We start from the raw sequence: 12,542 nt of genomic DNA, 5'->3' as shown, positions 1-12,542 counted from the left end.
AGTGATTATCGATTTTTGATAATTTTGTTTTGTGCTTAGTGAAAATTCCAAGCACAAACTATGCCATTTATAATATGGGTTAGGCTGCGATCCCTTGTAATGTGGCAATAATAGTTCGTCTTCCACCATGATCCCGGTGTTCACCGAGCATGATACCCTGCCATGTGCCAAGTGCAAGCTTGCCTTGTTGGACAGGAATAGTAAGTTGACACCCTAGTATACTCGATTTTAAGTGCGCAGGCATATCATCTTTACCTTCATAAGTATGCCTGAAAAAAGGAAGCTCTTCTCTTACACTATGGTTTAAAAAAGCCTCCATGTCCTGCCGGACAGTAGGATCAGCATTTTCGTTAATCGTTAAACTTGCGCTAGTGTGTTGAAGGAATAAATGTAGTAGGCCTACTTCAACGTGGCGGATACTGGGTAGGGCTGCTTCAACATGAGATGTAATCAGATGAAAGCCCCTTGGGTAACTGTCGAGTGTAATTTTTTCAGACTGCCAGAAATTATTTGTCAAAACAAATTTCCAGGTACGCTAGGCCTTCATCGCACATAAACGGAAGGATAATTTTTGCGCCGTCCACTTGATGGCTTATGGTATGCTGTTTTCCCGATACGACAATCGGCGTTGCCATACCAAATTCATAGCCCCGTTCAGCTAAATCACGCTTTGCATTACCGCAAATCATGTTGGTAACTTCACCAACCATATCACCGACTTCTGCATCAAGCTTCTCTGGACGTTCCCCCACCATTCTTTCCATAATGGTAAGAGCTAGAGGTTCATCGAAAGTAATAGACATTGACCCTCTTACATCCGGACCCACCATTCCAATAAGCCCTGAAACATCACCTTTTGCAATATCATTTTGTTTACGCTTCGGCTTTCCCGGTGTCAATTTTGTCTGTGCCATCGTTTCAAGTACGTTTAGAAGGCCAGCAATAAACGGGTTAACAAAATCAGCATTCATTTACACTCTCCAAGTCAGACTGCGCTTCCGTTTTTTGACAATCGGCACATAATCCATGAGCCTCTATAGTTTGTTTCGATACTTTAAAACCATGTTGCTGAGCCTGACTGTCAAGCGTGTCTTTTAGCCCCTCAGACTGAATCTCAGCGACATCGCCGCAGCTATCGCAAATTAAAAATTGAACGGGATGGTTACAACCAAAGTGATAGCAGGCAACAAACGCGTTTGTAGACTCTAGCCGGTGTATCAATCCAAAATCAAGAAGGAAGTCGAGAGCGCGATAGACGGTTGCCGGCTTGGCGCTCGATTCCGTTTCTTTTAAAGAGTCGAGGAGCTCATACGCACCCATAGGACCGTGCTTTGAAACAAGAATTTCATACACCTTTTCCCGTAGCGGTGTAAATCTAGCGCCGCGCTGCTCGCAATACGCCCGTGCTTTATGAATAAGTGTGGTTTTGTTCATTGATGATAACCGTAAACTCGACTTTCATTGTTATATTAAAGCGTTACTTCTGGATCACGTGGGTTTGAATGTACGTGTGATATCAACTCATCTTCCAACGTAAAACGCTCTTCTAATGTTTCACCGAGCGACGCTAACGCTGAGTCTAAATCAGCGGCCTGCTCAAGCGTTACTGATTGTGCAAACGTATCATTAAATGCGAGAGCTGCGTCAGTAGTTTTTGACAATTTGGGGTAGAGACTGTCTCTTAAATTAAGACCTTCTGTGTCGTTTTCCACCAAAATATCAAAGACCTCAAAGTGTCCTGCAGATAAGTAATCAAGTAATGCACTGCAAAAGTTAGCTATTTCATCAGCGTCGGGTAAGCACTCGCTGTCATTATTAATGCCTGCTAATTCACAGTAGGAAACGAGCAACGCTTGCCTGTCCATCAACCATCGGTCAATAACATGGCTCTGACCACCCCATTTCGATTTTACGCTTTCCAATTGTTGCAACATATTGATGTGCTACTCATCTAGCGACAATAGGGTCAGTATAACACTGTGCTCTTGCGACACAAATTTTGCTAGAAAAAGTTCCAATTGAAGTCGCAGCGTTAAAATTACTAGAGCTAATTAATAGTGTACTATCTGAAATTAAAAGACAGAGGTGATATTCAATGATGATTAAGCTAGACGAAGCAATGCTCACAACTCAGCAAGCCTTGTGGGTAGTATTCAGCCGAGGAAAATTAGTTGTTCAAGAGTCATCAGAATCTATCCCTGTCGCTTATTTGCACGAGCTTCCATTTTTGACGTCATATATCAGTGATATTCATCAACTACCTCCTTTAAACGAAACCGCGCAGCGAGATTTGCCGGTGTTTGTGGTTGATTTAGGTGCCGAGCATATTGATGAACCAGGTTGGGAGCGCGTGTCATTACGGCAACTTCTTTTTGCTGAATATGATATTGCTTTTTCGGTTATCGGAAGAGCTTGGCAATACATCCATTTTTTGCGCACTCATCAATTTTGTGGCCAATGTGGTTCGAAGACAGAGCGAGTTGATTGGGAAATGGCTACGCATTGCCATCGCTGTCAGCATCGAAGTTATCCGCGAGTCTCACCTTGTATCATCGTTTCCATTCACAATAACGAAAAAGTACTGTTGGCAAAAGGCGTTCGCCATAGAGATGCCAATATGTACTCAACGCTAGCTGGCTTTGTGGAAAGTGGAGAAAGTCTTGAGCAAGCAGTACACCGAGAGGTGTATGAAGAGGTTGGGGTCAAAGTCAAAAATTTACGATATTACAACAGCCAACCTTGGCCGTTTCCTCATTCACTTATGGTGGGATTTATTGCTGAATACGATGAAGGGGAAATACGCTGCCAAGAGAACGAAATAGATGATGCGCAGTGGTTTGATATCGATAACCTTCCAACTATTCCGCCGAAAGTGTCGATTGCAGGGCAGCTTATTGCAGAAACGGTGTCTCTAATTGGCAACAAATAAAAAACCCTGCCGAGGCAGGGTTTCAGTAAGTTTAGCACGGTCCCATTAGTGGGCTTCTTTTCTTTAACCTCTATATTGTTAGCAAACCACTTTTATTAGTGCAAGCTTTTTTTCAAGATTTATCCGTCTTTAATAATCGACAGTGTGGCGTTTTCAAAGAAGTTGTCGCTTAAACGTAGATTTTTTAACTCAGGTTGTAGCGCACCTCATAAAGAATGCTGGTATACTTTCGCGCTCAATTATCTTCTGTTATTTAGGTGAGTTATATGTCGCAAAATTACCCCAGTGTTGATAAACCCGCGTTAAAGAACGATCGTTATTTGCGTGCGTTACTTAAACAGCCGGTAGATGTCACACCTGTCTGGATGATGCGACAAGCTGGGCGTTACTTACCAGAGTATAAAGCGACCCGCGCAGTAGCTGGCGATTTTATGTCACTTTGCAAAAATGCAGAGCTAGCCTGTGAAGTTACGCTTCAACCTTTGCGTCGTTTTCCACTGGATGCGGCTATTTTGTTTTCAGATATTTTGACCATTCCCGACGCAATGGGACTAGGTCTTTATTTCGAGACCGGTGAAGGCCCTCGTTTCAAAAATCCTATCACGTGTAAAGCAGACGTTGACAAAATTGGTCTTCCTGATCCAGAGGGTGAGCTGCAGTATGTCATGAATGCCGTTCGCACAATCAGACGTGAACTTAAAGGTGAAGTTCCGCTAATAGGCTTTTCTGGAAGCCCATGGACCCTTGCTACCTATATGATTGAAGGTGGTTCAAGTAAAGCTTTCACGAAAATAAAGAAAATGGCGTTTTCGGAGCCAGCAATCCTTCATGCACTTTTGGAAAAATTAGCCGACTCTGTAACGGAGTACCTAAATGCACAAATTGCAGCGGGTGCCCAGTCAGTGATGGTGTTTGATACTTGGGGTGGTGTGTTATCACCTCGCGACTACAAAGAATTCTCGTTGCAGTACATGGAACGAATCGTTAGCGGCCTAACTCGTGAAAATGATGGTCGTAAAGTTCCGGTTACTTTGTTCACGAAAAATGGCGGTATGTGGCTAGAATCAATTGCGGCTACTGGCTGTGATGCGGTTGGTTTAGATTGGACTATCGACATCAAAGAAGCGCGAGCACGTATAGGCGATAAAGTGGCACTCCAGGGAAATATGGATCCATCCATGCTCTATGCACAGCCGCAGCGCATCGAACAAGAAGTTGCCACAATTCTGGAAGGTTATGGCGAAGGAAGCGGTCATGTATTTAACCTTGGTCACGGCATTCACTTGGACGTTCCGCCTGAAAATGCTGGCGTATTCGTTGATGCAGTGCATAAATTCAGTAAGCAATATCACAAGTAAGCATACTTCTCTAAGGTATTTTAATGAAAACGTGGCTTGCGGGGCTGATAATATTTGCATTGATAGCAGGTTATAAGGTCTTTAGTTATCAACACCAACTTAGCGAATCAAACGCTGAGAAAGAACGGCTAACCTCTGTGCTAGACCGTTCTCGAGTCACTGAAACAAGCGAGCTTAAAGTCATGAAACCAGCAACAAAGCTTGTTGCTGGCGGCGGACCGGGCGATAAACAACTAAGTGATAATCAGCTGAGTGATAAGCAACTAAGTAATCTGTCGTACGCCGGCTCAAGACAGCATAGCGCGCTCTCAAATGGGAGCGTTAAAAGCTCAAGGCTACCTGCGTCAGATAATTTCTATTCTGAGACTGAGGGTTCGCTTACTTCTTTTTTCTCGCTCCCTCCAAACAACGAGCGCTTTGTCTTAAGTTCTGTTAAATGTGAAAATGGATTGTGCGAGCTAGTGGGTGAATACGACGGCTCTGAAGCAGAGCTTTCTTCGATCATTGAAGCGCTTGAGAGAGAACCTTGGTGGCACTTCGGCAAGCCCATAATAGCAACCGAGTTCGCACAGCGTGGTTTAAAGCTTAACGTTTCTTTTGCAGCTGAACATTTACTGCATAATGATGAGAAGTTTGGCAACGATGTGCAGGCTGAATTAAATCAAAAGGTGGCTTCAGCGGGTTAATCAGGGAAAAGCAATTTTCGCGTAGTTGCGCACTAAGCGTCGCGCGGTAAGCCTTTTTCTATAACCCGTATTAGCCGATGCTGCTGCCTATTTTGCAACTCTAACGCGCTTTTTTTGAGCCCTTGTTGTTGAAGTGCCCAATCAATATGCCTGTCTACCAAATCACTTACTGTGCCTCGCCTCTCGTTTAAAAGCATTGTGATTCCGCTGCTGTATGAAGCGTTTCCAAGTGCCACGGCTATATTACGCTGCCACTTTTCATAGCCAATTCGCCTTATTGGCGAGCCCTCAGTATTAGATAAAAATGTTTCTTCAGACCAGCTAAAGAGAGTATGTAAAGTTTGTCCGTGGAGGGCTTCTCTAGGATGGAAGTCTTCTTCATCCGTGACGTCGGCATAGCGATTCCAAGGGCAAACCAATTGGCAGTCATCGCAGCCATAGATTCGGTTGCCCATCATGGGCCTTAATTCTTCCGGTATGTCTTTGTCCGATTCTATAGTGAGATATGAAATACAGCGGCGAGCATCTACCGTATATGGGGCAACAATCGCATTAGTGGGACATATCGTTAAGCAGGCAGTGCAATTACCGCAGTTTTCTTCAACAGGAGCGTCAACAGGAAGGGGAAGGTTGATAAAAAGCTCGCCTAAAAAGAACCAAGAGCCCGCCTCTTTATTAAGCGTTAAACTATGTTTTCCTGTCCAACCTATGCCTGCTTTTTCAGCGATAGCATGTTCTAATACTGGCGCGGAATCTACAAACGGACGGTACTGAGTATGCTTGAGTGATGCGGTAATTTTGTCACCCAGTTGTTTTAAACGCTTACGCAATACCTTGTGATAGTCGCGCCCTAGCGCGTAGCGACTTATGTATCCTATCTCTCTATTTTTGAGGTGCTTGGCAAATGATGCATCCGGAGGTAAATAGTTCATACGAACACTAATGACGCGCAAGGTGCCAGGTACCAACTCGCTCGGCCGAGCACGCTTCATCCCATGGCTTTCCATATAGGCCATGTCGCCGTGATACCCATTGTCTAACCACTTTTGCAAATGGGACTCGTGCTGATTTAGATCAATATCGCTGATGCCGACTTGTTGAAAGCCTAGCGCTGCACCCCAAGCCTTGATATTGTTTGTTAATTCAACGAGGTCGATAGAACTAATTTCGGACATTTGCTCATGCTAGATACTCAATTAACGTCAAGTTTATCATACAAATTATTTCGGGCCGATCAGGTTAAAGAAAATGAAGCGCAAGCGGCGGCTGAATCAGGTTGCGATATGTTTACCCTGATGCAGCGAGCGGGTGACGTTGTGTTCAAGCAATGTTTAGAGCTTATGCCAAACTCTGATGTCTATTTAGTACTCGTTGGTCAGGGGAACAACGCTGGCGACGGTTACATCGCGGCGGTTAACGCTAAGTTAGCGGGTAAGCAAGTTCACTTATGTGCGGTTGAGCCACAAAGAACGTTAGAGGGCGATGCAGGAAAGGCGCAGCAGCGTTGGCTTGATTCCGGCGGAAATATCGATGGTTTTGACGCTGCATGGCTGAAAAAAGCTGATGTTGTCATCGATGCCTTGTTGGGAACTGGTATTAACAGTTATATACGAAATGAGTTTGCCGATATTATTGATGCGGTAAATGAATCTTCAACCCCAGTTGTTAGCGTGGATGTACCATCTGGGTTAGACGCCAATACTGGTCAAAGTCTTGGCCGCTGCGTACAGGCCGATATTACGGTGACCTTTGTAGGGATAAAACCTGGCCTTGTGACGGGGGCTGGAAAACAATCCTGTGGCAAGTTGGTTTATGCTGATTTAAGTATTGGGAAAGCCTTTCAGGGGCTTGCGAAAGCTTCTGCTACCATGCTCAATATCGACCACTTTAAGGGAATGGGCCCTCGCGAAATTAACAGTCATAAGGGGACATATGGTCGACTGTTATGCATCGGAGGAAACCGCGGAACGGCGGGCGCTATTCGTTTAGCGAGCGAAGCGGCGCTTAGAAGTGGTGCAGGTATGGTGAGGGTTTATACTCATGAGTCTTCAGTAATCCAGGTTAGTGCAGGTAGGCCAGAACTAATGGTAACCGACTTCAATTTGGACGATGCGCTAGCGTGGGCAACGTGCGTAGTGATAGGCCCAGGGCTTGGGCAAGATGAATGGGCTGAAGATGTGTTTGAAATCACACTGAAGCATTGTCAACACCAGAACAAGCCCGTGGTCATCGACGCTGATGCGCTAAACTTGCTATGTAAACAATCAACAGCATTTACCCTTTCAGACAGTATTCTTACTCCTCATTCTGGTGAAGCAGCAAGGTTACTAGGAGTATCCATCGACGACGTAGAAAGCGACCGGTTTAACTACGCAAGACAGTGCTCTCAGCGTTATCATGCAGTCTGTGTACTTAAAGGCGCGGGAACGCTAATTGACAATGAGAAGAAAACTTGGGTTTGTCGTCATGGTAATCCAGGTATGGCAACGGCAGGAAGCGGCGACGTTTTAAGTGGAATTTTAGGCGCATTGCTTGCTCAGGGCGTAGAAACTGACATCGCAGCAAAATATGGCGTTGTACTACACGCAAAGGCCGGAGATGATATTGCCCAACGCCATGGTCAACGTGGTATGATAGCAAGCGATTTGTTTGATGCAGTTCGTGCGCTTATAAACCACTAATTAGCGTGGTTTTGCTCTAATCGGGCAGGCATCTGCTGTGTTACTCGGCCTTAGACTACTGTGGAATATTGTTGATGTCTTACCCGCATACCTCTTTTTTTGCTAATGAATTAGATGATACCGCGCACCTTGCCAAAGACTTGGCGCAAGCCGTTTCAAGTCAGTTACCTACCGACGCTGTTATCTATCTTAACGGTGACTTGGGCGCCGGGAAAACCACCTTCAGTCGTTACTTCATTCAGTCGTTAGGCCATTCAGGTAGCGTTAAAAGTCCAACCTATACATTGGTTGAACCTTATGAGTTGGATAACGTCAATATTTATCACTTTGACCTGTATCGCCTTGCCGACCCTGAAGAGCTCGAATTTATGGGAATCAGGGATTATTTTGGCTCAGGAGCTATCGCGCTCATTGAATGGTCTGAAAAAGGTGGTGAACACTTGGCATCTCCCGACTTAGTGATTAGTATAAATATTACACCGTCGGGTAGACAGTTCAGCCTAGAAGCTAAAAGTTCGCATGGTGCTAAATTGCTTCAACAATGCAAACGTGTTTAACACGCGCTACAAGTGAAAAAATAGAAAGCATAGCCGCTCCGAGGTTTACGAGAGCGGCATAACAACAATACGAAGGCTAAATATGGTGCGCAGTATAGTTTCGGTATTACTTTTGTGTCTTGTGGTGCAGTTTGCCCACGGCGCGCAAAATAACATCGACGGAGTAAGAATATGGCCGTCGCCGGACAATACCCGTGTAGTCTTTGACATGAAAACGGCGCCTGAGTATACCTACTTTACGCTCAAAAACCCGCTTCGCTTAGTTATCGATCTCAACAATACGAACGACACATATAAACTCTCGGATATCGAAAATAGCGGTAACCTAATCAACAAGCTGCGCTATTCAACACCGAAAAACAGATCGTCTGCAAGGATTGTTGTTGAACTAAACCGAAATACGACACCTTCTCTATTTGCTATGGCGCCAGAGGGTGCCTATGGTCATAGGTTGGTGGTAGATTTACCAGACAAAGCAGCTAAAAGTGCGCCAATGCTCACGGCTTCTGCATCAACAGGCTCTGTAGTGCTCGACGACTCGACGAGCTCTCGCGACAGAGACATAATTGTCGCGATAGATGCAGGACACGGTGGGCACGACCCCGGCTCGGTAGGACCTGCGGGCACGTTTGAAAAGCACATAACGCTGAGCATAGCCAAAAAACTTGAAGGCATGATAAACAAAGAGCGCGGAATGCGAGCCATCATGACACGCAGCGATGACTACTATATATCGCCTAACCGCCGACCTGAAATCGCAAGAGAGAAAAAAGCGGACTTGCTGATATCTATTCACGCCGATGCCTTTAGTCAGCCACAGCCACGAGGTGGTTCTGTTTGGGTACTTTCCATGCGAAGGGCTGATACAGAGTTAGGTCGATGGCTAGAAAAATCGGAGCGCCACTCTGAGTTGTTAGGTGGCGCAGCAGAAGTAATTAACGATAAATCAAGCGAGCGTTACTTAACGGAAACCATTCTTGGTCTTTCTATGGATCACAGTATGGCAACCAGTCATGATTTGGGTAACAAAGTTGTTGAGGAATTGAAGCAGGTAACCAGTCTTCACAAGAGGAAACCTCAAGCTGCGAGCTTTGCGGTTTTAACAGCGCCAGATATTCCATCCATTCTGGTTGAAGTTGGTTTCATTTCTAACCCGCAGGAAGAAAAGAACCTAAATTGGTCTAAATATCGCGAACGTTTAGCTGCCGCCATGTTTAATGCAACTAAGCGTTACTTCAAGCAAGTTCCTCCCGATGGTACACTATGGGCTCAAGAAAGAGAGAACAACCGAACCCACAGGGTTAGGAGCGGTGAATCGTTATCGCTGCTGGCTCAACGTTATAATGTTAAAGTGAGCAGTATAAAAGCAGCCAATGATCTCTCAAGCGATGTAGTTCGAGTCGGGCAAGTATTAAATATTCCGAGAACGTAGCATAGCGCACGCTTTATAAGTCTTTATCGGCATCGTTGCCTCGCGTTGCGCTGTATTCGTCTTTTATCCACTAATTATTTCATAGGGTAGCCCTTTGCCTATACAGCTTTTATCTCCACAACTAGCTAACCAAATTGCCGCTGGTGAAGTGGTTGAGCGCCCCGCATCTGTAGTTAAAGAACTGTTAGAAAATAGTCTAGATGCAGGGGCGACAAAAATTGAAGTGGATATTGAAAAGGGCGGCCATAAGCGAATCCGAATAAAAGATAACGGTTTGGGGATCGTCAAAAGTGAATTGCAGCTGGCGTTAAGTCGCCATGCAACCAGCAAAATTACAACCCTCGATGACTTAGAGCAGATTTTATCTCTTGGTTTTCGTGGCGAGGCGCTGGCGAGTATTAGCTCTGTGAGCCGATTAACGTTGACCTCGCGAACTGAGTCACAAACCGAAGCATGGCAGGCTTACTGTGAGGGTAGAGAGATGGCAGTGAATATACAGCCAGCAGCTCATCCCGTTGGAACCACTATTGACGTCGCCGACTTGTTCTACAACACGCCCGCAAGGCGTAAATTTTTGCGAACGGAAAAAACAGAGTTTCAGCACATAGAAGACGTTATCAAGCGCATTGCGCTAAGCCATCCTGAGGTGTCTTTCATTCTTAAACACAATGATAAGGTTGCGAGACGATTTATTGCTGACAGAGAAGGGAGCTTAGCAAACCGAATTGCTTCTGTTGTTGGTCAAAAGTTTATTCAAAATGCCGTTCACATTGATACCGAATATGAAGGACTCCACATTGACGCTTGGCTAGGTAATGAAGCTATGCTGCGAAGCAGCAACGATTGCCAGTTTAGTTTTGTTAACGGAAGAGGAATGCGTGACAAACTTATTATGCACGCTATTCGTCAGGCCTATGAAACAGTGTGGGGCGTTATAGAACAGCCGAGTTTTGTCGTCTATCTCACTGTTGATCCAAAAGACGTAGACGTTAATGTTCATCCTGCTAAGCACGAAGTGAGATTCCAGCAAGGTCGCTTAGTACATGATTTTATCTCCAAAGCAGTAGGTGATGCATTACATGCAATAACAGGTGACCAGCCCTTGCTCGGTTCACAAGACCAAACAGCATCGAGCGGCGGTTTCATGTCTACTAACGTAGAGCACGACTATATAAGGCCACTTCAAGCTCAATCGGAAAATGGTAGTCGAGCTTTTGGTGAATCGAGTCCTTATCCATCCCAACCTTTCTCACAAGATGATTATTCGAATTCACCGTCAATCAGCCATGGCCAGCCAACATTTGGCTCGGCTAAAATGGCAGGGACGAGCAGAGCGAGCGGCGCTACCCCTCGACAAAGTCGAGGGCCAAACGCAGCATATCAGTCTAGCTATAATGCGCTGATGACGCCAAATAGCGACAACGTTAAAAGAGAAGACAACGCTCAAGGGCCTCTTGAATGTGTAAATCTCTCTTCACTTCAAAGGATGTACCCAAAATCTGAAAAAATTTTCCTGCTTTCGGCGACAAAAGTTGTCAGTATGTGGCTGAGCGAACTATTTTTAAAAGCAGAGCATAGCCAACCGTTACTTATGCCAGTTGCCGTATCACTTGATAACGTAAGCGAACCGCTTCTTACACTTTTGAATTCCTCACACTTTGAAGTTAACAAGGTCGCAGGAAAATATCGATTGCAACAGGTACCGGCAGGAACACGGCATTTACCTTGGCTTATGTGGTTCGAACACTTATTAACTGCTACACCTGACGAAAATTGTGACACATTAGATAAAGTTGTTACGTCGCTGGTATTACCCGCCCACGTACTTGCTGAAGATGTGCATAATCACGTGTGGTACTGGTTGGATGAGCAAAGCGAAGTTAAACAATGGGAAATTATTGAGCAATTTGCTAAAGTGCGCTCGTTAAAACAAGTGCTAGATGTATGGGGAGAATAAAGTGTCCAATGGCATAAATTCTGCATTACCCGTTATAGCTATCATGGGTCCTACGGCGTCAGGTAAAACAGGTTTGGCACTTGAAATTGCTGCGCAAGTAGACAGCGAGATAATAAGCGTCGATTCTGCCTTAGTTTATAAAGGAATGGATATTGGGACGGCAAAGCCAACGCTTGAAGAGAGAGCGGGTGTTGCTCATCATCTCATTGATATTATTGACCCAGTAGAAACGTATTCTGTGTCACAATTCGTGAAGGATACCAACGCACTTATCGGCGAAATATTAGCACGAGGCAAAGTGCCAATTCTGGCTGGTGGCACAATGATGTATTTTAATGCCTTGATAAATGGAATTTCGCCACTACCTAAGTCAGATGAGAACATTCGAGACGAAATAACAAAGCAGGCACAACAGTTGGGTTGGCCTAAATTACACGACGAATTGCGTGGTGTAGACCCAGTTAGTGGTGAGAGAATTCACCCTAATGATCCTCAGCGGATCACGCGTGCATTGGAAGTATTTAGAAATACGGGCAAAACCTTGACACATTGGCAACAGCAAGAAGGTGAAAAATGCCCTTATGATATTGCACAATTTGCCATAGCGCCCGCAGACCGCGCAGTATTGCACTCGCGTATTGCAACTCGCTTCGACATGATGTTGGAGCAGGGGTTTGAGAAAGAAGTATTAAAACTCTACGAACGTAGTGATCTACATGAAGCATTGCCTTCTATACGTTCAGTAGGATATAGGCAGATGTGGCAGTACTTAGATGGCCAGTTGAGTTATGCCGAAATGCGTGAAAAAGGCATAATTGCTACAAGGCAACTAGCCAAGCGTCAACTAACGTGGTTGAGAGGCTGGGAGCAGGTTACGTGGCTAGACACATTTGCTAACGATAATTTGACTAAAATTACAGCGAAAGTCACACTTTAAACAGT

13 protein-coding genes are annotated in these 12,542 nt (G+C 45.0%); 8 read left to right on the top strand and 5 right to left on the bottom strand.

The window, feature by feature from the left end:
- Positions 1–79: 79 nt before the first annotated feature.
- From ACM0P2_RS18385 to rsd, 4 genes are read right to left on the bottom strand one after another with little or no spacing between them, the layout of a single operon-like run.
- Positions 80–517 (bottom strand): secondary thiamine-phosphate synthase enzyme YjbQ, encoded by a 438-nt coding sequence (locus ACM0P2_RS18385; RefSeq protein ID WP_159119748.1) that lies wholly within the window; start codon positions 515–517, stop codon positions 80–82.
- Positions 507–971: a chemotaxis protein CheX gene (locus ACM0P2_RS18380; RefSeq protein ID WP_105932636.1), complete on the bottom strand. Its 465-nt coding sequence runs from the start codon at positions 969–971 to the stop codon at positions 507–509. The genes ACM0P2_RS18385 and ACM0P2_RS18380 overlap by 11 nt, the downstream gene beginning before the upstream one ends.
- A complete protein-coding gene (locus ACM0P2_RS18375) occupies positions 961–1,434 on the bottom strand; it encodes a transcriptional repressor (protein ID WP_105932637.1) in 474 nt (157 codons plus the stop codon). Before ACM0P2_RS18375 ends, ACM0P2_RS18380 begins: the two co-directional genes overlap by 11 nt.
- Positions 1,435–1,469: 35 nt before the next feature.
- Positions 1,470–1,934: a sigma D regulator gene (rsd, locus tag ACM0P2_RS18370; protein WP_419226953.1), complete on the bottom strand. Its 465-nt coding sequence runs from the start codon at positions 1,932–1,934 to the stop codon at positions 1,470–1,472.
- Positions 1,935–2,095: 161 nt separating this feature from the next.
- Between rsd and nudC the strand changes: the two genes are divergently transcribed.
- The 3 genes from nudC (at position 2,096) to ACM0P2_RS18355 (ending at position 4,973) form a co-directional block, all read left to right on the top strand.
- Positions 2,096–2,929: an NAD(+) diphosphatase gene (nudC, locus tag ACM0P2_RS18365; protein WP_159119746.1), complete on the top strand. Its 834-nt coding sequence runs from the start codon at positions 2,096–2,098 to the stop codon at positions 2,927–2,929.
- Between the two features lie 266 nt (positions 2,930–3,195).
- Positions 3,196–4,287, top strand: coding sequence for a uroporphyrinogen decarboxylase (gene hemE, locus ACM0P2_RS18360; protein WP_159119745.1), 1,092 nt, complete (start codon positions 3,196–3,198; stop codon positions 4,285–4,287).
- Positions 4,288–4,310: 23 nt separating this feature from the next.
- Complete coding sequence (locus ACM0P2_RS18355; protein ID WP_159119744.1) at positions 4,311–4,973, top strand: hypothetical protein; 663 nt, start codon at positions 4,311–4,313, stop codon at positions 4,971–4,973.
- Positions 4,974–5,005: 32 nt separating this feature from the next.
- On the opposite strand, the gene queG is transcribed toward ACM0P2_RS18355, so the two are convergent.
- On the bottom strand, positions 5,006–6,148 hold the full coding sequence (gene queG, locus ACM0P2_RS18350; RefSeq protein ID WP_159119743.1) for a tRNA epoxyqueuosine(34) reductase QueG: 1,143 nt from the start codon (positions 6,146–6,148) through the stop codon (positions 5,006–5,008).
- A gap of 6 nt (positions 6,149–6,154) precedes the next feature.
- On the opposite strand from queG, the gene ACM0P2_RS18345 reads away from it, so the two are divergent.
- The 5 genes from ACM0P2_RS18345 to miaA all read left to right on the top strand — a co-directional run bounded on the left by ACM0P2_RS18345 (position 6,155) and on the right by miaA (position 12,537).
- Positions 6,155–7,654 carry an NAD(P)H-hydrate dehydratase gene (locus tag ACM0P2_RS18345; RefSeq protein WP_419226952.1) on the top strand — a complete coding sequence of 500 codons (1,500 nt, stop codon included), beginning with the start codon at positions 6,155–6,157 and terminating at the stop codon, positions 7,652–7,654.
- Positions 7,655–7,728: 74 nt separating this feature from the next.
- On the top strand, positions 7,729–8,211 hold the full coding sequence (gene tsaE, locus ACM0P2_RS18340; protein WP_198816426.1) for a tRNA (adenosine(37)-N6)-threonylcarbamoyltransferase complex ATPase subunit type 1 TsaE: 483 nt from the start codon (positions 7,729–7,731) through the stop codon (positions 8,209–8,211).
- Positions 8,212–8,293: 82 nt separating this feature from the next.
- On the top strand, positions 8,294–9,643 hold the full coding sequence (locus ACM0P2_RS18335) for an N-acetylmuramoyl-L-alanine amidase (protein WP_419226951.1): 1,350 nt from the start codon (positions 8,294–8,296) through the stop codon (positions 9,641–9,643).
- A 94-nt stretch (positions 9,644–9,737) separates the two neighbouring features.
- Positions 9,738–11,600, top strand: a complete 1,863-nt coding sequence (mutL, locus tag ACM0P2_RS18330) for a DNA mismatch repair endonuclease MutL (protein WP_173359208.1) — start codon at positions 9,738–9,740, stop codon at positions 11,598–11,600.
- Positions 11,601–11,643: 43 nt separating this feature from the next.
- Positions 11,644–12,537, top strand: a complete 894-nt coding sequence (miaA, locus tag ACM0P2_RS18325) for a tRNA (adenosine(37)-N6)-dimethylallyltransferase MiaA (protein ID WP_419227717.1) — start codon at positions 11,644–11,646, stop codon at positions 12,535–12,537.
- Positions 12,538–12,542: the final 5 nt, after the last annotated feature.

Source organism: Alteromonas sp. OM2203, assembly GCF_048517045.1.
GTDB lineage: Bacteria > Pseudomonadota > Gammaproteobacteria > Enterobacterales > Alteromonadaceae > Alteromonas > Alteromonas gracilis.
Note: the sequence above shows the minus strand (reverse complement) of the source record. Positions and strands in the feature narration are given on the sequence as shown.